The organism is Pseudomonas sp. MPFS (genome assembly GCF_022537035.1).
In the GTDB taxonomy this organism is placed as follows: domain Bacteria; phylum Pseudomonadota; class Gammaproteobacteria; order Pseudomonadales; family Pseudomonadaceae; genus Aquipseudomonas; species Aquipseudomonas sessilinigenes.
Genome location: NZ_CP066123.1, coordinates 4,778,405 through 4,799,635, shown reverse-complemented (window position 1 = coordinate 4,799,635; position 21,231 = coordinate 4,778,405). Strand labels below are relative to the sequence as shown.

General features: G+C 58.6%; 15 protein-coding genes, 2 tRNA genes and 3 rRNA genes. 11 read left to right on the top strand and 9 right to left on the bottom strand.

The window, feature by feature from the left end; all coding sequences use genetic code 11:
* Positions 1 to 8: 8 nt before the first annotated feature.
* The 3 genes from I9018_RS21865 to msuE all read right to left on the bottom strand — a co-directional run bounded on the left by I9018_RS21865 (position 9) and on the right by msuE (position 2,989).
* The gene (locus I9018_RS21865) at positions 9 to 1,196 is read right to left on the bottom strand and encodes an acyl-CoA dehydrogenase family protein (RefSeq protein ID WP_068585557.1); all 1,188 of its coding nucleotides are present in this window, start codon (positions 1,194 to 1,196) and stop codon (positions 9 to 11) included.
* 80 nt (positions 1,197 to 1,276) lie between these two features.
* Positions 1,277 to 2,416 carry an FMNH2-dependent alkanesulfonate monooxygenase gene (ssuD, locus tag I9018_RS21860; protein ID WP_241107497.1) on the bottom strand — a complete coding sequence of 380 codons (1,140 nt, stop codon included), beginning with the start codon at positions 2,414 to 2,416 and terminating at the stop codon, positions 1,277 to 1,279.
* A 9-nt stretch (positions 2,417 to 2,425) separates the two neighbouring features.
* Entirely contained in the window at positions 2,426 to 2,989 is a 564-nt protein-coding gene (gene msuE, locus I9018_RS21855) for an FMN reductase (protein WP_068585563.1), read from the bottom strand.
* A gap of 390 nt (positions 2,990 to 3,379) precedes the next feature.
* On the opposite strand from msuE, the gene I9018_RS21850 reads away from it, so the two are divergent.
* The 4 genes from I9018_RS21850 to I9018_RS21835 all read left to right on the top strand — a co-directional run bounded on the left by I9018_RS21850 (position 3,380) and on the right by I9018_RS21835 (position 7,600).
* Entirely contained in the window at positions 3,380 to 3,640 is a 261-nt protein-coding gene (locus I9018_RS21850; RefSeq protein WP_068585589.1) for a hypothetical protein, read from the top strand.
* A gap of 105 nt (positions 3,641 to 3,745) precedes the next feature.
* A complete protein-coding gene (locus tag I9018_RS21845) occupies positions 3,746 to 4,360 on the top strand; it encodes a LysE family translocator (protein WP_068585566.1) in 615 nt (204 codons plus the stop codon).
* A 207-nt stretch (positions 4,361 to 4,567) separates the two neighbouring features.
* The gene (locus tag I9018_RS21840; protein WP_124348183.1) at positions 4,568 to 5,737 is read left to right on the top strand and encodes an aminotransferase class V-fold PLP-dependent enzyme; all 1,170 of its coding nucleotides are present in this window, start codon (positions 4,568 to 4,570) and stop codon (positions 5,735 to 5,737) included.
* Positions 5,738 to 5,791: 54 nt separating this feature from the next.
* Complete coding sequence (locus tag I9018_RS21835) at positions 5,792 to 7,600, top strand: aminopeptidase P family protein (protein WP_241107496.1); 1,809 nt, start codon at positions 5,792 to 5,794, stop codon at positions 7,598 to 7,600.
* A 71-nt stretch (positions 7,601 to 7,671) separates the two neighbouring features.
* Here I9018_RS21835 and I9018_RS21830 read toward each other — a convergent pair whose 3' ends face one another.
* On the bottom strand, positions 7,672 to 8,268 hold the full coding sequence (locus tag I9018_RS21830) for a 2-hydroxychromene-2-carboxylate isomerase (protein WP_241107495.1): 597 nt from the start codon (positions 8,266 to 8,268) through the stop codon (positions 7,672 to 7,674).
* Positions 8,269 to 8,303: 35 nt separating this feature from the next.
* Positions 8,304 to 9,041, bottom strand: a complete 738-nt coding sequence (locus tag I9018_RS21825) for an SDR family oxidoreductase (RefSeq protein WP_241107494.1) — start codon at positions 9,039 to 9,041, stop codon at positions 8,304 to 8,306.
* Positions 9,042 to 9,132: 91 nt separating this feature from the next.
* Here I9018_RS21825 and I9018_RS21820 point away from each other — a divergent pair, with 91 nt between their 5' ends.
* Positions 9,133 to 9,687, top strand: coding sequence for a TetR/AcrR family transcriptional regulator (locus I9018_RS21820; RefSeq protein WP_068585583.1), 555 nt, complete (start codon positions 9,133 to 9,135; stop codon positions 9,685 to 9,687).
* A 24-nt stretch (positions 9,688 to 9,711) separates the two neighbouring features.
* Here I9018_RS21820 and I9018_RS21815 read toward each other — a convergent pair whose 3' ends face one another.
* Both I9018_RS21815 and rhtA read right to left on the bottom strand, forming a co-directional pair.
* Positions 9,712 to 9,993, bottom strand: a complete 282-nt coding sequence (locus I9018_RS21815) for a hypothetical protein (protein WP_241107493.1) — start codon at positions 9,991 to 9,993, stop codon at positions 9,712 to 9,714.
* Positions 9,994 to 10,138: 145 nt separating this feature from the next.
* Entirely contained in the window at positions 10,139 to 11,026 is an 888-nt protein-coding gene (rhtA, locus tag I9018_RS21810) for a threonine/homoserine exporter RhtA (RefSeq protein ID WP_241107492.1), read from the bottom strand.
* A gap of 698 nt (positions 11,027 to 11,724) precedes the next feature.
* Between rhtA and I9018_RS21805 the strand changes: the two genes are divergently transcribed.
* From I9018_RS21805 to rrf, 5 genes are all read left to right on the top strand, one after another.
* Positions 11,725 to 13,261: ribosomal RNA gene (locus tag I9018_RS21805) — 16S ribosomal RNA — on the top strand.
* A 123-nt stretch (positions 13,262 to 13,384) separates the two neighbouring features.
* Positions 13,385 to 13,461: transfer RNA gene (locus I9018_RS21800), tRNA-Ile, on the top strand.
* 10 nt (positions 13,462 to 13,471) lie between these two features.
* Positions 13,472 to 13,547: transfer RNA gene (locus tag I9018_RS21795), tRNA-Ala, on the top strand.
* Between the two features lie 218 nt (positions 13,548 to 13,765).
* Positions 13,766 to 16,657, top strand: a 23S ribosomal RNA gene (locus I9018_RS21790).
* Between the two features lie 135 nt (positions 16,658 to 16,792).
* Positions 16,793 to 16,908: ribosomal RNA gene (rrf, locus tag I9018_RS21785) — 5S ribosomal RNA — on the top strand.
* The 16S, 23S and 5S rRNA genes sit together here with 2 tRNA genes alongside, the layout of an rRNA operon.
* A 99-nt stretch (positions 16,909 to 17,007) precedes the next feature.
* On the opposite strand, the gene I9018_RS21780 is transcribed toward rrf, so the two are convergent.
* Positions 17,008 to 18,012, bottom strand: coding sequence for a zinc-binding dehydrogenase (locus I9018_RS21780; RefSeq protein ID WP_241107491.1), 1,005 nt, complete (start codon positions 18,010 to 18,012; stop codon positions 17,008 to 17,010).
* 282 nt (positions 18,013 to 18,294) lie between these two features.
* Here I9018_RS21780 and mrdA point away from each other — a divergent pair, with 282 nt between their 5' ends.
* The gene (mrdA, locus tag I9018_RS21775; RefSeq protein WP_124348177.1) at positions 18,295 to 20,187 is read left to right on the top strand and encodes a penicillin-binding protein 2; all 1,893 of its coding nucleotides are present in this window, start codon (positions 18,295 to 18,297) and stop codon (positions 20,185 to 20,187) included.
* Between the two features lies 1 nt (position 20,188).
* Here the strand turns inward: mrdA and I9018_RS21770 are convergent, their stop codons facing one another.
* Entirely contained in the window at positions 20,189 to 21,175 is a 987-nt protein-coding gene (locus I9018_RS21770) for a LysR family transcriptional regulator (RefSeq protein ID WP_085600592.1), read from the bottom strand.
* Positions 21,176 to 21,231: the final 56 nt, after the last annotated feature.

Sequence of the window (21,231 nt, the reverse complement as noted above, 5' to 3'; positions counted from 1 at the left end):
AGGCAAGGCTAGGAATAGAAGGTCGGGGTCGGCAGCGCCTGGTTCAGCGCCCAGTCCCCCAGTTCGTGGAGTTTGTAGTCCAGCGGGTCGTGCAGGGTCTGGGTGCGCAGGTTGCGCCAGTGTCGGTCCAGGCCCAGGGAGGCGTGGGTCGAGCGTGCCCCGGTGACTTCGAACAATCGGCTGCACAGCTCCAGGCCCTGGCGGCTGGCGGCGACCTTGGCGGTGGCAATCGCCGTGGCCAGGTGCCCACGCTCTTCGGCGCTGAGCTTGGCGCCCTTGGCCCAGGCCTGGTCGAGCAGGGTCGCGGCGCGCTCCACCAGCAGGCGTATGCCTTCCAGGGCCACCCAGAACTCGCCGTAGTGGCTGAGGATGTAAGGGTCCTGGCGCACGTCCCGGGCGCTGGAGCGATGCCAGACCCGGGTTTCGCCGAGGGTGTATTGCCGGGCTTCGGCGAATGCGCCCTCGGCGATCCCAAGGAACATATGGGTGAAGGTCAGCTGGGCGATCAGTGGACGCAGGCAGGCGAATGGTGTGCTCAGAGGGCCCGGGTCCAGCAGCAACTCCGACTCCTCGACCCTGACCCGCTCGAAGGTGGCGCTGCCGCTATCGGTCTGGCGCTGGCCGATGTTGTTCCAGTCGTTGTGCAGGGTGATGCCGCTGCGGCCGCTGGGAATGGCGGCGATGAGCAACTTGCCGCCGTTGCTTTCGTCCACCGCCGAGGCGATGAGCATTTCCGAATCGCTGGCCCCGGAGCAGAAGCTTTTCTTGCCGGAGAACTCGCGCCAGCCCCCCAGGTTCCTGACCACCGTGCGGGTATCCAGTGGATTCAGGGCATTGCCCCAGAACCAGTTCTTGCGTGCCGTCTGTTCGAACCAGGGTTGCCACTGCTCGGGCCGGGCGAACAGGCGCACGGTAGCCAGCATCAGGTGGTGGAAACCGAAGACATGGGCGATGGAGCTGTCGACCCTGGCGAATTCGCGGACGACTCCCAGGGTTTCACTCCACGAAGCACCGAGCCCACCGAACTGGCGGGGAATGCTCAGGGCCAGCAGGCCGCTGTGGCGCAGGGCATCACGCTCGGCCTTGGGGGTGCCGCCGCGCTCATCGCGTTCGACGGCGGTCAGGGCAAACTCGGCGGCCAGCTGGCGGGCGGTTTGCTGGGGGGACAACAGGGCGCTTTGCGGTGTGGCAGTCACGCGATGTTCCTCGTTCTGGGCCGTTTGTGGCCGGGGAAGGGGCGGTGCAGGCCTGCCGTGACGACGGCAGGCGGCAGGTCTCAGGCGTGGTTGGGCAGTACGTCATTGGCGATCATTTCGCCGAGCGGCCCGGTCAGGTTGGTGACACCGCGACCGGCCAGGCTGGCGTAGGGTTCCGGCAGCAGCGGGAATACCAGTTCGGCGAAGCGATAGGCCTCCTCCAGGTGGGGGTAGCCGGAGAAGATGAAACTGTCGATTCCCAGGTCTGCGTATTCCTTGATGCGTTCGGCCACCTGTTGTGGGTTGCCCACCAGGGCCGTGCCGGCACCACCGCGTACCAGGCCAACCCCGGCCCAGAGGTTGGGTGCGACCTGCAATCGGTCACGGCGCCCGCCATGCAAGGCGGCCATGCGCCGCTGGCCTTCGGAGTCGAAGCGCGAGAAAGATTGTTGGGCCGCGGCGATGGTTTCATCACTGATGTGCTCGATCAGGCGGTCGGCATCCTTCCAGGCCTGTTCCTCGGTTTCGCGCACGATGACGTGCAGGCGGATCCCGAACTTCACCCGACGGCCCTTGCGGGCTGCGCGCTCACGCACGTCGGCGAGCTTCTGTGCCACTGCGGCCGGCGGCTCGCCCCAGGTCAGGTAGACATCCACCTGATCGGCGGCCAGTTCATGGGCAGCCTCGGAAGAACCGCCGAAATACAACGGTGGGTAGGGTTTTTGCACCGGGGGATAGAGGGCCTTGGCATTTTCTACCTGCAGGTGCTTGCCCTGGAAATCCACGGCCTCGCCTTGCAGGACCCGACGCCAGATGTGCAGGAATTCGTCGGTGACTTCATAGCGTTCGCTGTGGCTAAGGAAGCTACCATCGCCACGGTTCTCGTCGGGATCGCCGCCGGTCACCACGTTGATCAGCAGGCGACCGTTGGACAGGCGATCAAGGGTCGCGGCCATGCGTGCCGATACTGTTGGGGAGATGATTCCGGGGCGGATCGCTACCAGATAACGCAGGCGCTCGGTCAATGGCACCAGGGCCGAGGCAATGACCCAGGAGTCTTCACAGGAGCGCCCGGTGGGAATCAGCACGCCGTGATAGCCCAGGGTGTCTGCGGCCTGGGCCACCTGCTTGAGGTAATTGAGGGTGACCGGACGAGCCCCCTGGGTGGTGCCCAGGAAATGACCATCGCCGTGGGTCGGGAGAAACCAGAACACATCCATGATTGTTCCTCAGGCGATTTTCAACAGTTTGTCCGAGTGGGCGGTAAACAGCGGTGCAGCTCGTTCGGCGGCGAGGCGGATGCGCGCCTGCAGCAGCTCACTGGTGATTCGGTAGTCACTGAAATCAGCCTCGGTGGCGTATACGCCAATCGGTAAGGTCAGGGCCTGGAAGAAGCTGAACAGTGGGCGCAACTGGTGGTCCAGGACCAGGGCATGCCGCTCGCTACCACCCGTAGCGGCCAGCAATACCGGCGTGTCCACCAGGGCGTTGAGGTCGATCAGGTCGAACAGGTGCTTGAGCAGGCCCGGATAGGACCCGCGATACACCGGTGCGGCGACGATCAGCAGGTCGGCGTTCTCGATGGCCTGCAGTTGCGCCTCGACCTCGCCCGGCAGTTCCTGGCGGGACAAGGCCGCACCGACCGGCCGGGCAATGTCGCCCAGTTCGATCAGGTGACTGTCGATGGGCAGTTGGGCTGAGAGCTCGGCCAGCAAGGCCTGGGTCAGGACCAGGGTCCGCGATGGACGCCAGGTTCCACCGGAGAGCGCGACGACATTCAAGGGACGGGACATGGACAGCTCCTTGGTAAACAGTGGCTCGATGAGTGATGCCAGGCTCTGGAGCAAGAGCTGTACCAACGCCTGCAAGCCCGGTATCACGGGGTTTACGCCCTGAAAGCGGCTTTGCCTGTTGTTGGGCCAGCACTGTTTTGTTGATCGACTGTTGCCAGCGCAACAGTTGCCCTGGCAACAGTTGGCAGCGGGATACTGTTGTTATAGAGGGTTGTTGTTATTCCTTAAAGGATCTTGTTTCCATATTTATAGGTCTTAAAGGAATATTGAAGAGTGGCTTGCCCTGGTCGCGAAACAGTCGATAGCGACTATCGAGCGGGATGATTTTTGCGTCGTCGGGCCCGCGAGTAGCCTGTGTCCATCGTTCGCAAGCTGCTCCAGGTGTTCGCCATGAAGGCTTTTCCCGTTGCCCTGCTGTTATTGGTTTCCAGTGTTCTGGCCGGTTGTGCCAGCCCGCAAGCTCCCGAATTGCGCCCTTACACCGTCGAGGAAACTCGTGAGCTGGCGCTGGAGGCCCTGAACCGACGGGGCTTGTCATTCGATGAGTACCAGCAGAAAAAGGCCGAGTTGGCAGGTCATTCCGCAGCTTTCGATACCCAGGGTGAAATGAGTGCCCAGCGCAATCTCAGTCGTCATCAGCCCGCCAGTTGACAGCAACTGTACGGGTCGAAGTTCTGGCCAACTGTCCGTAGGTTTCGCCGCAGTCGCAGGTTAGGGTCGAATCCTGATCGATCTTGTCCAGGAAACCTGCCTCTTATGTCCCTTTCGCCCGACCTGCTGTTGGCGTTCGCCCTGTTTGCCCTGGTCACCTCGATTACTCCCGGGCCCAACAACACCATGCTGTTGGCGTCAGGGGTGAACTTCGGTTTCGGCCGCTCGATCCCGCATATTCTCGGCATCAGCTGTGGTTTTTTCGTGCTGGTGCTGGCGGTCGGCCTGGGGTTGGGCGCGGTGTTCCAGGCTTACCCACTGTTATATGGCGTGCTGCGTTATGTCGGTGCGGCCTACCTGTTGTACCTGGCATGGCGGATCGCTCGTTCAGGTCCCATGTCCGATGAGCAACAGGGGCAGGGCCAGCCCTTGGGATATTGGGGCGCAGCGGCCTTCCAGTGGGTCAATCCCAAGGCCTGGGTGATGGCCGTGGGCGCTATCAGCACCTATACCCCGTTGCAAGGTTACTTCACCAATGTGCTGGTGATTGCTGCGGTGTTCGCCCTGATCAATGCGCCGACGGTCAGTCTTTGGGCGGCCTGTGGCAGCCTGCTACGCAATGTGTTGCGCAATCCGCGCTGGCTACGCCTGTTCAATCTGGGGATGGCGGTGCTGTTGGTGCTGTCCCTGGCGCCACTGCTCGTTGACAGCCTTTGTTAAGTCCCACTTCAATTTTGCGGTCCTGGCCTGTTAAGCTGGTTGCTAGGAGCGTTCCTACGCACTTTTAAATGAAGTCCTCTTCCTTTAAGCATCGGGTCGGTATCGCTTCGCTGACTGCCGTTGATGCGTCCTCTGCGAGTGAGGCATCGATGAGGCTTCTTTTTCGAGTCGACCCGGTCCGGGAACAAGCCCCGCAGGTTTTCAGCCATGAACGCACGTCCTCTTTATTTCGACTATGCCGCCACCACGCCGGTGGATGAGCGAGTCATCCAGGTGATGCTCCAGTGTCTGGGCTTCGACGCCAATTTCGGTAATCCGGCTTCCAGCTCCCATGCCTTCGGCCAGCAGGCGCGCCGCAGTGTCGAGCACGCCCGGCAGCAGGTGGCGCAAATGGTCGGTGCGCAACCGGAGCAGATCGTCTGGACCTCGGGTGCGACCGAGTCCAATAACCTGGCGCTCAAGGGCGTGATGCAGGCGCGTGGCCTGGCCGGTGGCCATGTCATCACCAGTCAGATCGAACATAAGGCCGTGCTCGATACGGCCCGGCAACTGGAGGACAGTGGGGTAGCGGTGACCTACCTGGCCCCTGATGCCGATGGACTGATCACCCCCCAGGCTGTGAGTGAGGCCATGGGGGACGATACCGTCCTGGTGTCGCTGATGCTGGTCAACAATGAACTGGGCACGATCAATGACATTCCGGCGATTGGCCGGGCGGTCCGCGAGCGGGGGGCCTTGCTCCATGTGGATGCCGCCCAGGGTGCGGGCAAGGTCGCCATCGATCTTGCCCATTGGCCGGTGGACCTGATGTCGTTTTCCGCTCACAAGCTCTATGGCCCCAAAGGGATCGGCGCGCTGTATGTCGGCTCTCGCGCCCGCCAGCACGTGCAGGCGCAGATCCATGGTGGCGGGCATGAGGGCGGTTTGCGCTCCGGGACACTGGCCACCCACCAGATTGCCGCCATGGGTGCGGCCTTTGAGTTGGCTGGCCAGGCCTGGGAGGAGGAGGCCGCGAAGATCGTCTCCTTGCGCCAGCGACTGCTGGAGCAATTGGCTGATGTCCCTGGCCTGCGCTTGAATGGCAGTGCTGCTTCGCGCATTCCCCATACCCTGAGCCTGACCTTCGATGAAGGTGAGTTCGATGCGGCTGCATTGAGCGCATCCATGGCTTTTTCCTCTACCTCCGCCTGCAATTCGGCAAGCAATGCACCCTCTCATGTGCTGTTGGCGCTGGGGCTCGATGCCCGACAGGCTGGCAGGACCATCCGCTTGAGCCTGGGGCGGTTCACCACCGAGCAGGATGTGGATCGCGCGGTACAACTGATCAAGACGACAACCTCCAGCGCTCCGGCATTCTGGGTCGGGGCCAATACCTGAGGGTCGGGCGCTTCCGACCCTCCATAACAATGATTAGCCGGTTAAGGAGACACAATGAGTACGCAGCCTTCGACCAACGCAGGGGTTCCCCAGCGCCTGGCGCACGTTCGCCAACTGATGAGCCGTGAAGGCATCCATGCCTTGCTGGTGCCTTCAGCCGACCCGCACTTGTCGGAGTACCTGCCGGGTTATTGGCAAGGGCGCCAATGGTTGTCGGGTTTCCACGGTTCGGTCGGCACCCTGATCGTGACTGCGGATTTCGCGGGTGTCTGGGCCGATAGCCGGTACTGGGAACAAGCCAGCAAGGAGCTCAAGGGCAGTGGCATCGAGTTGGTGAAGCTGCAGCCCGGCCAGCCCGGCCCCCTGGATTGGTTGGCGCAGCAGACGCCGGCCGGTGGCGTGGTGGCGGTGGATGGTGCGGTCATGGCGCTGGCCTCGGCCCGTACCCTGGGCGACAAGCTGGCAGAGCGCGGAGCCAGGTTGCGTACTGATATCGACTTGCTCCAGGAGGCCTGGAGCGATCGTCCGGCCTTGCCCGACCAGCCGGTCTACCAGCACCTGCCGCCCCAGGCCACGCAAAGCCGGGCGGAAAAACTCGCCATGCTGCGCGAGGCGTTGAAGGAGCGGGGAGCGGACTGGCATTTCATCGCCACCCTGGATGACATCGCCTGGCTGTTCAACTTGCGTGGCGCTGATGTGTCCTTCAACCCGGTATTCGTTTCCTTCGCCCTGATCAGCCAACAGCAGGCCACCCTGTTCGTGGCCCTGGACAAGGTCGATGCGCAGCTGCGTGCGGTGCTTGAAGCCGATGGCGTCAGCCTGCGTGATTATTCGCAAGTGGCGGCGGCGCTGCGTACGGTGCCTGGTGATGTGAGCCTGCAGATCGATCCGGCACGGGTCACGGTGGGGCTGCTGGAGCACCTCGATCCGCAGGTGCGGCTGGTCGAAGGGCTCAACCCCACGACCCTGGCCAAGTCACGCAAGAGCCTGGCCGATGCCGAGCATATTCGCCAGGCCATGGAGCAGGACGGTGCGGCGCTGTGCGAGTTCTTCGCCTGGTTGGACGGTGCCCTGGGTCATGAACGTATCACCGAGCTGACCATCGACGAACGCCTGACGGCAGCCCGTGAGCGGCGTCCGGGTTATGTGTCGTTGAGCTTCAACACCATCGCGGCGTTCAATGCCAATGGTGCGATGCCGCATTATCACGCCACTGCCGAGGAGCACGCGGTGATCGAGGGCGATGGCCTGCTGCTGATCGATTCCGGCGGCCAGTACCTGGGGGGCACTACCGATATCACCCGTATGGTGCCGATCGGTACGCCAAGCACCGAGCAGAAGCGTGACTGCACCCGTGTGCTCAAGGGGGTCATCGCCTTGTCTCGAGCCCGGTTCCCCAAGGGGATCCTCTCGCCACTACTGGATGCCATTGCCCGTGCGCCAATCTGGGCCGACGGCGTGGATTACGGACACGGCACTGGGCACGGGGTCGGTTATTTCCTCAATGTCCATGAAGGTCCGCAGGTTATCGCCTATCAGGCTGCACCGGCGCCGCAGACTGCAATGCAGCCGGGGATGATCACGTCCATCGAGCCTGGGACATATCGACCAGGGCAGTGGGGGGTACGCATCGAAAACCTGGTGCTGAACCGCGAGGCGGGGAGTACCGAGTTCGGTGAGTTCCTGACGTTCGAAACCCTGACCCTATGCCCGATCGACACTCGCTGCCTGGAGCCTGCGCTGCTCACCCAGGATGAGCGTGATTGGTTCAACGCCTATCATGACCAGGTACGCCAGCGCTTGAGCCCCTTGTTGCAAGGGGCGGCGCTGGAGTGGTTGCAGGTTCGTACGGCGGCGATCTGAAATCGACCATCACTCGTGCAAGTCGGGTGATGGCCAGCTGCACTCCCGGTGTGTGACCGGGCGTGCAGGGTTCAATGTCGCTCGAGAGCCTCGCGGACGAAATCCAGGCGGTCCTGGCCAAAAAACAGCTCGTCACCCACGAACATGCTGGGGGCACCGAACACCCCTCGTTTCAATGCCAGATCGGTGTTGTCCTTGAGCCGGGCCTTGACCTCTTCGTCATTGCTCAGGTCGAGGACCTGCTGTGGATCGAAGCCGGCTCGCTCCAGGACCTGGGTGATGACGACGGCATCGTTGAGGTTGCGCTGTTCGACCCAGAGTGCGCGAAACAGGCAGTCGATGAACTCGACGAAGCGCTCAGGCAGATGCATCTGGACACCGGTCACCGCACGCATCAGCAGCAAGGTGTTGATGGGGAAATGCGGATTGAATTCAAGCTCGACCTCATAGCGTCGAGCGAAGCGCGCCAGATCATGCAGCATGTAGCGGCCCTTGGCAGGAATGCTGATGGGCGAGGCATTGCCGGTGGTCTTGAATATGCCGCCGAGCAGCATGGGTTGGTACTTCAGCTGGCTGCCGGTCTCGGCACAGATTCTGGGTAACTGGGTGTAGGCCAGGTAGGCGGTCGGACTGCCCAGGTCGAAGAAGAACTCCACGGTTTTGCTCATGATTCGGTCTCGGTGATTGTTCTTGTCGGGGCGGATTACCAGCGCTCGTTCCAGGGGCGCAGGTCCAGTTCGAAGGTCCAGGCATCTCGTGGTTGATTGTGCAGGTACCAGTAGTTCTCGGCGATGTGTACGGGATCGAGGATGCCGTCCTGGTCCTTGAGTGCGTATTTCTCGGGAAAGCTGGTACGGATGAAGTCGGTATCGATGGCACCGTCGACGATGATATGGGCGACGTGGATGTTCATTGGGCCCAGTTCCCGGGCCATGCTCTGGGCCAGGGCGCGGATGCCGTGCTTGGCTCCGGCGAAGGCGGCAAAGCCCGCAGCGCCACGAACACCTGCCGTGGCACCGGTGAACAGGATGGTGCCGCGTTTGCGAGTGACCATGCGCTTGGCCACTTCGCGGGCATTGAGAAAACCTGAAAAACAGGCCATTTCCCAGATTTTGAAATACTTGCGCGCGGTTTCTTCAAGGATGCTGCAGGGCGCATTGGCGCCGATATTGAAAACGAATGCTTCGATCGGGCCGATCTGGGTTTCGATCTGTTCGATCAAGGCGATCACTTCCTCTTCCTTGCGGGCGTCGCAGGCAAAACCATGGGCCTGGCCTCCGGCATGCTGGATGCTTTGCACCAGGGGCTGCAGTTTGTCCGCGTTGCGTCGAGTGAGGCAGGCGATAAAACCTTCTGCGGCGAAACGTTTGGCAATGGCACCTCCTGTGGCATCGCCGGCACCGACCACCAGTACGACTTTCTTGTTCAAGGTTGTAGTCATGGGGTTCGCTCTTTAGTAAACGATCGTTAGGTAAACGAACGTTATGCTATGATTTTTCGATCGTCAAGAACACTGGTGGAGCTTTTCAGGGATGCGCTATTCAGCCGGTCACAAGCAGGAAACCCGGGAGCGTTTGCTGCAAAGCAGCGCAGGCCAGGCCAAGAATGAAGGGTTTTCCACCGTGGGTGTCGATGCCTTGATGAAAGCCATTGGCCTGAGCGGTGGGGCGTTCTATAGCCATTTCGCTTCCAAGGACGAGCTATTTGGTTCGATTGTCGAGCGTGAGTTGAAGCAGAGCCTGGAGCGCTTGGGTGGGCATGGGCAGCACGATCAGGAGAAGTTGCAGCGTTGCCTGCAGCAGTACTTGAGTATGGCTCACTTGCAGCAACCAGCAGCTGGTTGTGCCATTCCTGCCCTGGGGGCGGAGATTTCCCGGGGCAGTGTCGAGGTGCGGCAACAGTCCGAGAATCTGATTTGTCGCTTGCATCAGGCTTGGGCGCAAACGCTGGGGAGCGAAAGCCTGGCCTGGTCGATACTGTCACAGTGTGTAGGAGCGCTGGTGGTGGCGCGGATGCTCGTTAGTCCGGATATCCAGCAGCAGATCCTGGCGTCCAGCCACGAACAGATTCTCAAGCAACTGCAGTAGCTGCTTGAGAACAGGCAGGTCAACCTATTTGCAGATGACGATCATGCTGCGGCTGGTGTAACCGGCAGGGTTGAGGCCGAAAGGGTAGTCTCCCGGATCTTCAACCGTGTCGCCGGATTTGGCGATCACCTTGTAGCCCTTCGGACCGCAGGACTCGGCTGCCGTGGTGTAGCACTTGTCCCATGAGGAGGACAAGCCCGAGCAATTGATGTGGAGTCCTTTTTTACCCCGTTTGACTTCGGTCTTGCTGGTTGCCGCACAGCCTGCAATGGCAAGTATGGTCAACAGTATCAAAAATCGTTTCATCCCCGTCCTTATCGCTAGCCTCGGATCTGATGTCCGAGTGTGACTGCAGTACCGTTGGCGATATCCCTGTCTGGCAACTTCCTGGGTGACGTTGAGTCGCCGACTAAACATGGCCTAATTGAGCGCCAATTACCAGACTTGCGTCTCAATCAGCTGCTACTAATGGTTTGGACTCACGGCGCATGGTCAAAGTTGCTCCTACGGAAGCGAAGATGATGCAGGCAATGGCGGTCCACTGCGCCAGGGATAGGTACTCATGCAGGAACAATAGGCCAGAGAGTGCGCCGAAAGCAGGTTCGATACTCATCAGGGTGCCAAAGGTACGGGCTGGTATGCGTGTCAGGGCAACCATCTCCAAGCTGTAGGGGAGGGCGGTGGATAGGATAGCGACGCCCAGCGCTACGGGAATCAGTGCAGGTGTGAGCAGGGCAGTGCCCGCGTGAACAATGCCGATAGGGGCCACGAACAAGGCAGCAATCAGTACGCCCAGCGCTGCGGTCTGGACTCCGTGCTCGGCGCCGGCTTTTTGCCCAAACAGGATATACAGCGCCCAGCAGACACCAGCCCCCAGGGCGTAACCGGCCCCGACCAGACCGATGGGAGTCTCGGTGGCTCCGGTCGGTATCAGCAGGAGTAATCCGATGATTGCCAAGGCGATCCAGACAAAGTCGAGTGCCTTGCGTGACGCATAGAGGGCAACAGCCAATGGACCAGTGAACTCCAGGGCGACGGCGATTCCCAGTGGCACGCTTCTCAACGACATATAGAAGAGGAAGTTCATTCCACCCAGGGCCATGCCGTAGACCAGGACCGAGCGTAGTGTCTTGGCGGTGAATTTGGCGCGCCAGGGCTTCAGTAGCAGAAGCATGATGATGCTGGCAAACACCAGTCGAAGCGCTGTCGTCCCCTGGGCGCCAACAATGGGGAACATGCTTTTGGCCAGGGAGGCTCCCGATTGGATGGAAGCCATGGCGATAAGTAGCAGGCCAACCGGAAACAGGGTCGAGGCAAGACTGCGGGGTTGGTCATTCATGCAGAGGGCATCCAAAGTGTTGGAAAGAAAACAGGGCGCTTGGGGCATGATGCTCAAGTAATAGGCATTGAGCAATATAGTGCGCAAAGTCTTTCGCGTTTCCTATATATAAGGTGCGCGCAGGCTGTTTTGAGCTGAATCATGGAAAACTGAAAATAAGTGTTGACGGCGAGTTTAATGTCTCTATAATTCGCCCCACTTCCGGCGCAGTCGAAACGGAAAACTCCTTGAGATTCAACGAGTTACGAAGATTTCGATAGCGGTCACGCTTCAGTTCATCGAAGCCCGAAAGGAGCTGATAAGGCAGCGAAAGTAGCCTTGTTAGCGTTTCGATCCTCTCGATCGAAAGCGGTTAAAAAGAGGTGTTGACAGCAGCGTGTAACGCTGTAGAATTCGCCTCCCGCTAACGAGAGATCGAAAGCGCAAGTGGTTGAAGTTACAAAGGAAACTTTGAAAACTTCTTGAAAAAATCACTTGACAGCAAATGAGGCTGCTGTAGAATGCGCGCCTCGGTTGAGACGAAAGATCTTAACCAACCGCTCTTTAACAACTGAATCAAGCAATTCGTGTGGGTGCTTGTGTAGTTAGACTGATAGTCAAAAAGATTATCAGCATCACAAGTGACCATTCGAGAAATCAAATAGTCATTTGAGGTTGCTGAGCCAAGTTTAGGGTTTCTTAAAAACCCAAGCAGTATTGAACTGAAGAGTTTGATCATGGCTCAGATTGAACGCTGGCGGCAGGCCTAACACATGCAAGTCGAGCGGATGAAGTGAGCTTGCTCACGGATTCAGCGGCGGACGGGTGAGTAATGCCTAGGAATCTGCCTGGTAGTGGGGGATAACGTTTCGAAAGGAGCGCTAATACCGCATACGTCCTACGGGAGAAAGCAGGGGACCTTCGGGCCTTGCGCTATCAGATGAGCCTAGGTCGGATTAGCTAGTTGGTGAGGTAATGGCTCACCAAGGCGACGATCCGTAACTGGTCTGAGAGGATGATCAGTCACACTGGAACTGAGACACGGTCCAGACTCCTACGGGAGGCAGCAGTGGGGAATATTGGACAATGGGCGAAAGCCTGATCCAGCCATGCCGCGTGTGTGAAGAAGGTCTTCGGATTGTAAAGCACTTTAAGTTGGGAGGAAGGGCAGTAAGCTAATATCTTGCTGTTTTGACGTTACCGACAGAATAAGCACCGGCTAACTCTGTGCCAGCAGCCGCGGTAATACAGAGGGTGCAAGCGTTAATCGGAATTACTGGGCGTAAAGCGCGCGTAGGTGGTTTGTTAAGTTGGATGTGAAAGCCCCGGGCTCAACCTGGGAACTGCATCCAAAACTGGCAAGCTAGAGTATGGTAGAGGGTGGTGGAATTTCCTGTGTAGCGGTGAAATGCGTAGATATAGGAAGGAACACCAGTGGCGAAGGCGACCACCTGGACTGATACTGACACTGAGGTGCGAAAGCGTGGGGAGCAAACAGGATTAGATACCCTGGTAGTCCACGCCGTAAACGATGTCAACTAGCCGTTGGGGTCCTTGAGACTTTAGTGGCGCAGCTAACGCATTAAGTTGACCGCCTGGGGAGTACGGCCGCAAGGTTAAAACTCAAATGAATTGACGGGGGCCCGCACAAGCGGTGGAGCATGTGGTTTAATTCGAAGCAACGCGAAGAACCTTACCAGGCCTTGACATGCAGAGAACTTTCCAGAGATGGATTGGTGCCTTCGGGAACTCTGACACAGGTGCTGCATGGCTGTCGTCAGCTCGTGTCGTGAGATGTTGGGTTAAGTCCCGTAACGAGCGCAACCCTTGTCCTTAGTTACCAGCACGTTATGGTGGGCACTCTAAGGAGACTGCCGGTGACAAACCGGAGGAAGGTGGGGATGACGTCAAGTCATCATGGCCCTTACGGCCTGGGCTACACACGTGCTACAATGGTCGGTACAGAGGGTTGCCAAGCCGCGAGGTGGAGCTAATCCCACAAAACCGATCGTAGTCCGGATCGCAGTCTGCAACTCGACTGCGTGAAGTCGGAATCGCTAGTAATCGCGAATCAGAATGTCGCGGTGAATACGTTCCCGGGCCTTGTACACACCGCCCGTCACACCATGGGAGTGGGTTGCACCAGAAGTAGCTAGTCTAACCTTCGGGAGGACGGTTACCACGGTGTGATTCATGACTGGGGTGAAGTCGTAACAAGGTAGCCGTAGGGGAACCTGCGGCTGGATCACCTCCTTAATCGACGACATCAGCTGCTTCATAAGCTCCCACACGAATTGCTTGATTCATTGAAGAAGACGATAGAAGCAGCTTTAAGCTCCAAGCTGATAGCTCCAAGCTAACAGTTACAAGCTCGAAATTGGGTCTGTAGCTCAGTTGGTTAGAGCGCACCCCTGATAAGGGTGAGGTCGGCAGTTCGAATCTGCCCAGACCCACCAATTTTGTTATGGGGCCATAGCTCAGCTGGGAGAGCGCCTGCCTTGCACGCAGGAGGTCAGCGGTTCGATCCCGCTTGGCTCCACCATAAACTGCTTCTGAAAGCTTAGAAATGAGCATTCAAATCGAATGTTGATTTCTAGTCTTTTGATTAGATCGTTCTTTAAAAATTTGGGTATGTGATAGAAAGATAGACTGAACACTACTTTCACTGGTAGTGGATCAGGCTAAGGTAAAGTTTGTAAATATTGCAAACTTTCGGCGAATGTCGTCTTCACAGTATAACCAGATTGCTTGGGGTTATATGGTCAAGTGAAGAAGCGCATACGGTGGATGCCTTGGCAGTCAGAGGCGATGAAAGACGTGGTAGCCTGCGATAAGCTTCGGGGAGTCGGCAAACAGACTTTGATCCGGAGATCTCTGAATGGGGGAACCCAGCCATCATAAGATGGTTATCTTACACTGAATACATAGGTGTAAGAGGCGAACCAGGGGAACTGAAACATCTAAGTACCCTGAGGAAAAGAAATCAACCGAGATTCCCTTAGTAGTGGCGAGCGAACGGGGACTAGCCCTTAAGCTTCTTTGATTTTAGCGGAACGCTCTGGAAAGTGCGGCCATAGTGGGTGATAGCCCTGTACGCGAAAGGATCTTAGAAGTGAAATCGAGTAGGACGGGGCACGAGAAACCTTGTCTGAATATGGGGGGACCATCCTCCAAGGCTAAATACTACTGACTGACCGATAGTGAACTAGTACCGTGAGGGAAAGGCGAAAAGAACCCCGGAGAGGGGAGTGAAATAGATCCTGAAACCGTATGCGTACAAGCAGTGGGAGCAGACTTTGTTCTGTGACTGCGTACCTTTTGTATAATGGGTCAGCGACTTATATTCAGTGGCAAGCTTAACCGAATAGGGGAGGCGTAGCGAAAGCGAGTCTTAATAGGGCGTTTAGTCGCTGGGTATAGACCCGAAACCGGGCGATCTATCCATGGGCAGGTTGAAGGTTAGGTAACACTGACTGGAGGACCGAACCGACTACCGTTGAAAAGTTAGCGGATGACCTGTGGATCGGAGTGAAAGGCTAATCAAGCTCGGAGATAGCTGGTTCTCCTCGAAAGCTATTTAGGTAGCGCCTCATGTATCACTGTAGGGGGTAGAGCACTGTTTCGGCTAGGGGGTCATCCCGACTTACCAAACCGATGCAAACTCCGAATACCTACAAGTGCCGAGCATGGGAGACACACGGCGGGTGCTAACGTCCGTCGTGAAAAGGGAAACAACCCAGACCGTCAGCTAAGGTCCCAAAGTTATGGTTAAGTGGGAAACGATGTGGGAAGGCTTAGACAGCTAGGAGGTTGGCTTAGAAGCAGCCACCCTTTAAAGAAAGCGTAATAGCTCACTAGTCGAGTCGGCCTGCGCGGAAGATGTAACGGGGCTCAAACCATACACCGAAGCTACGGGTATCACGTAAGTGATGCGGTAGAGGAGCGTTCTGTAAGCCTGTGAAGGTGAGTTGAGAAGCTTGCTGGAGGTATCAGAAGTGCGAATGCTGACATGAGTAACGACAATGCGAGTGAAAAACTCGCACGCCGAAAGACCAAGGTTTCCTGCGCAACGTTAATCGACGCAGGGTTAGTCGGTCCCTAAGGCGAGGCTGAAAAGCGTAGTCGATGGAAAACAGGTTAATATTCCTGTACTTCTAGTTATTGCGATGGAGGGACGGAGAAGGCTAGGCCAGCTTGGCGTTGGTTGTCCAAGTTTAAGGTGGTAGGCTGAGATCTTAGGTAAATCCGGGATCTTAAGGCCGAGAGCTGATGACGAGTTACCTTTTAGGTGACGAAGTGGTTGATGCCATGCTTCCAAGAAAAGCTTCTAAGCTTCAGATAACTAGGAACCGTACCCCAAACCGACACAGGTGGTTGGGTAGAGAATACCAAGGCGCTTGAGAGAACTCGGGTGAAGGAACTAGGCAAAATGGCACCGTAACTTCGGGAGAAGGTGCGCCGGTGAGGGTGAAGGACTTGCTCCGTAAGCCCATGCCGGTCGAAGATACCAGGCCGCTGCGACTGTTTATTAAAAACACAGCACTCTGCAAACACGAAAGTGGACGTATAGGGTGTGACGCCTGCCCGGTGCCGGAAGGTTAATTGATGGGGTTAGCGCAAGCGAAGCTCTTGATCGAAGCCCCGGTAAACGGCGGCCGTAACTATAACGGTCCTAAGGTAGCGAAATTCCTTGTCGGGTAAGTTCCGACCTGCACGAATGGCGTAACGATGGCGGCGCTGTCTCCACCCGAGACTCAGTGAAATTGAAATCGCTGTGAAGATGCAGTGTATCCGCGGCTAGACGGAAAGACCCCGTGAACCTTTACTATAGCTTTGCACTGGACTTTGAATTTGCTTGTGTAGGATAGGTGGGAGGCTTTGAAGCGTGGACGCCAGTCTGCGTGGAGCCATCCTTGAAATACCACCCTGGCAACTTTGAGGTTCTAACTCAGGTCCGTTATCCGGATCGAGGACAGTGTATGGTGGGTAGTTTGACTGGGGCGGTCTCCTCCTAAAGAGTAACGGAGGAGTACGAAGGTGCGCTCAGACCGGTCGGAAATCGGTCGCAGAGTATAAAGGCAAAAGCGCGCTTGACTGCGAGACAAACACGTCGAGCAGGTACGAAAGTAGGTCTTAGTGATCCGGTGGTTCTGTATGGAAGGGCCATCGCTCAACGGATAAAAGGTACTCCGGGGATAACAGGCTGATACCGCCCAAGAGTTCATATCGACGGCGGTGTTTGGCACCTCGATGTCGGCTCATCACATCCTGGGGCTGAAGCCGGTCCCAAGGGTATGGCTGTTCGCCATTTAAAGTGGTACGCGAGCTGGGTTTAGAACGTCGTGAGACAGTTCGGTCCCTATCTGCCGTGGACGTTTGAGATTTGAGAGGGGCTGCTCCTAGTACGAGAGGACCGGAGTGGACGAACCTCTGGTGTTCCGGTTGTCACGCCAGTGGCATTGCCGGGTAGCTATGTTCGGAAAAGATAACCGCTGAAAGCATCTAAGCGGGAAACTTGCCTCAAGATGAGATCTCACTGGGATCTTGAATCCCCTAAAGGGCCGTCGAAGACTACGACGTTGATAGGTTGGGTGTGTAAGCGCTGTGAGGCGTTGAGCTAACCAATACTAATTGCCCGTGAGGCTTGACCATATAACACCCAAGCAATTTGCTTAAGAGCGAGTTGCGGTGTGTGAAGACGCACGAACCGAAAGTTTGCAGCACACAAACCTATTGCATACCCATTCGCTGGAACGTTGCCCAAACAACGGCTCAGCTACAGAATTTCTTGACGACCATAGAGCATTGGAACCACCTGATCCCATCCCGAACTCAGAAGTGAAACGATGCATCGCCGATGGTAGTGTGGGGTTTCCCCATGTGAGAGTAGGTCATCGTCAAGATTAAATTCCGAAACCCCAATTGCGAAAGCAGTTGGGGTTTTGTCTTTGCGCGGAAGAAAACTAGCAGAGCGGCCCGGTATCTACCGGGCCTGATCTGGTTCAGGTGGGTACCTGCCCGGGCTGTAGGCGGGCGATCCACTTGCCGTGCTGCTCTGCATCCCTGAGCGCCTCAAGCTTTGCCGGCAGTTCGTTGAAGTCGAAGGGCAGCAGGGGCGAGGCCCTGAGCTGACCTTGTGCAACCTGCTGCAGCAAATAGGCACCCTGTTGCTGGTAGCGTTGCCAATCCGCCTCAACGCCGTGTACATGAAGACTGTTCAATGCCACTTCATGCAGGGAGACGGCTGTGCTGAAGGCTGGCAGCGGCGCTGTCTCCTGGCGATCCTGAATGCACACCAGGTGTCCGTTATAGCCCAGCAACTCGGCCAGGTTTGCCGCGTGCCTTGCGCTGACCGTATCGAAGATGGCCGACAGCCGACGGCTACCCAGGCGTGCTTGCAATTCGGATCGCCACTCTGGTCGGTGATAGTCGAAAACTCCAACCACACCCTGCTCCAGCAGTTGTTCATGATGCTTGGGCGAGGCCGTGGCCCAGACCCGCATCCCCCTCTGTACCGCCATCTGTGCCAGTAACGAGCCCACGGCGCCGCCGGCACCCACCACCAGCACATCCCCCACGCCCGCCTGGGGCAGCTTATCCAATGCTTGCAGGGCCGTCAGACCGGGGCAAGGCAAGGCCGCCGCCACAGCGTCATCCAGCTCATCAGGGAGGACAATGGCGGCCCTGGCATCGATCAGGCTGTATTCGGCGAAGCTGCCGTCAGCGCTTAGCCCCTGGTGATAAGCCACCCGGGTTCCTGGTCGGATGCTCGCATCAGGGCCTGCTGTCACCACCACCCCGACACCGTCCACGCCCGGCACATGGCCGTCCCGCCAGTCGTCGTGGCCCCATTCGATCATTTTCCAATCCACCGGATTCAACGCAATCACGCTATTGGCGACCAGCAGTTGCTTGGCCGATGGTTGCGGCAGGGCTTTACGGATTGATCGCAGGCCAGGCAGGCCCGATCCCCGGGTCCAGCCCCAGGCTACGTATTCGGTTGGCATCTTCATTCTCCATCAGGTATCGAGACGCCCTTGCACCAGCCAGGCTGGCCAAGGGCACCTTGCAGTCTCCCCAGTGGGCAAGGCAGGAAAAACCCAATAATCGGAACAACACCCTTGATCACAGGTCAATAATGCCCCTCCGGCCAGCACCATTGATCAGCCATGGGAGAAATCCTGGCAAAGTCGGCGGCCGGTTTTTGGTATCGTGCAGCTCTTTTTTACGCACCCGATTTCACCCGCACGGATCAGCGTCGATCTCTATTTCACCGAGAAGCTGTAGCAATGCCCGAAGCGATTCCAATCAAGGACCACGAGAAAGAAACCCGCCTGGTCAACAAGCGGCTGCTGGCCTGCGCCGTGTTGGTGGCCGCCATCAGTTGCGCACTGGTCGCACGCATGTATTTCCTCCAGGTAGTGGAGTTCGATTACCACTCCACCGTTTCGCAGAACAACCGTGTACATGTGCTGCCCATCACCCCGACCCGTGGAGTGATCTATGACCGTAACGGGGTGGTCCTGGCAGACAACCGCCCCAGTTTCAACCTGACCATCACTCGCGAACGGGCCACCGACCTCAAGGGTGAACTGGACACCGTGGTCGAACTCCTGCACCTGCCGCCCGAAGACCGGACACTGTTCGACAAGGAAATGAAGCAGGCCCGCCACCCCTTCGTCCCCGTTACCTTGTTCTACCAGCTCACCGAAGAGCAGATCGCCGTATTGGCGGTTAACGAATACCGCCTGCCGGGAATGGATGTCGAAGCCCAGTTCGTCCGTCACTACCCCCTGGGGACGCATTTCGCCCATTCCATCGGTTACGTCGGGCGGATCAACGAGAAGGAGGCCAAGACCCTGGACTCCGTGGAGTACCGTGGAACCCAGTCCATCGGCAAGACTGGTATCGAGAAGTTCTACGAGGCCGAGCTGCATGGCCATGTCGGTTACGAAGAGGTGGAGACCAACGCCCAGGGACGGATCATGCGGGTGCTCAAGCACACCGATCCGGTCCCCGGGAAAAGCATTGTCCTGAGCCTGGACGTGAAGCTCCAGGAAGCTGCCGAGCAGGCCCTGGGTGACCGTCGCGGCTCGGTGGTGGCCCTGGACCCCTCCACTGGCGAAGTACTGGCCATGGTCAGCAACCCCAGCTTCGACCCCAACCTGTTCGTTACCGGCATCAGTTTCAAGGAATATGCCGCCCTGCACGACTCCATCGACCGGCCACTGTTCAACCGGGCGTTGCGCGGCCTCTATGCGCCGGGCTCGACCATCAAGCCGGAAGTGGCGATCGCCGGCCTGGATACCGGCGTGGTCACCCCCTCCAGCCGCGTCTTCGATCCGGGCTACTACCAGTTGCCGGACTACGACCACAAATACCGCAACTGGAACCGCAGCGGCGATGGCTGGGTGGACATGGACGCGGCGATCATGCGCTCCAACGACACTTACTTCTACGACCTGGCCCACAAGCTGGGCATCGATCGCCTGCACGACTACATGGCCATGTTCGGCCTCGGCGAAAAGGTCTCCCTGGACATGTTCGAGGAAGCCTCGGGGCTGATGCCGTCCCAGGCCTGGAAGCGCGCCACCCGCCGCCAGGCGTGGTTCCCGGGAGAAACGCTGATCCTCGGCATTGGCCAGGGCTACATGCAGGTGACGCCGCTGCAGCTGGCCCAGGCCACGGCACTGATCGCCAACAAGGGAGTATGGAACCGGCCGCACCTGGCCAAGACCGTCGATGGCGTGGCCCCGGTGGACCCGCATCCGATGCCCAACATCCTGTTGAAGGACCCGCGCGAGTGGGACCAGGTCAACCATGGCATGCAGATGGTCATGCACGATCCTCGCGGCATTGCCCGCGCCGCTGCTGCCGGGGCCCAGTACCGGATTGCCGGCAAGAGCGGTACCGCCCAGGTGGTGGCGATCAAGCAGGGCGAGCGTTATGACCGCCTCAAGACCCGCGAGCGCAACCGCGACAATGCCCTGTTCGTCGGCTTCGCTCCGGCCGAGCATCCGCAGATCGTGATCTCGGTGATGATCGAGAACGGCGAGGCCGGTGGCCGGGTCGCCGGCCCCGTGGTGCGGCAGATCATGGACGCCTGGCTACTGGACCAGAACGGCCACCTCAAGCCGCAGTACGCCGCACCGGCCAAGGCTCCTGGCGATCCCCACGTCTGAGTCAGCGCAGCACCAGGCTGTCCGGCACCTGCTCGTGGATACTGAGCATGTGCTGGATGCTCTGGAGAAACAGCGCCTCGGCCTGGCTCATCTTCTGCTCACGGTTCCACAGCAGCTGGATATCGAAATCCACCACCCCATCCTCCGGCGGCAGCGGCCACAGCAAGCCCTGTTCGACGTCCCGGCGCACCAGGTGGATCGGCAGGCAGCCAATGCCGAAACCGGCGCAGATCAGCCGATGAATTTCCTCGAAACTGGTAGAAGAGGCGACGATCTTGCCGGTAAAGCCCTGCTGATCGCGAAACAGCGTCAGGGGTGACAGGTTGCCTCCCAGCTGGTCGCTGGTGAAGCTGACGAAGTTCTCCGTGGCCAGCTGTTGCAGGCTCAGGTTGGCCTGGCCGAACAGCCGATGGCGTGGGCCGCAGAAGTAGGCGTAGCGCTCCCGGAACAGCACACGCTGCTCCAGCCTGGGCTGCGGCAGCCGGCACAGGCCCACCCCCAGGGTCGCGGTCTTTTGCAGCAGCGAACTGATGATGTCCGGACTGCCCAGCACCTCCACCTCCAGCTCGATCTTCGGGTGCGCGGCATGGAAGTCCGCGAGGAACTCATCGTAGTGCCGGGCCTTCACCCCACTGACGGTGAGAATCCGGATCTTGCCCACCACGTCGTCCTGGCGGCTTTGTACCACGGTGCCCAGGCGCGAGATATCGCCATAGATATCGGTGGCGATGCGCAGCACCTCCTCGCCGGTCTCGGTGAGTTCGAAGCGCCGTCCGCTACGGACGATCAACAAGCAGTCGAGCTGCTCCTCGAGCCGCTTGAGGGCCTGGCTGACCGCCGACTGGGTGATGTGCAGGCGCGCGGCGGCGCGGCTCATGCTGCCTTCCTGGCCGATCACCAGGTAGGTGCGCAACAGGTTCCAGTCCAGGCGATCGTTGAGAAAACGCCGTCCGGCCCAGGAGCCGGTCACAGGATCGAGTGTCGACATGGGGCTCCTCTAAAAACGACCTGCCTCGCCTACGTTTTTAGAAGTGCCCATGGGGA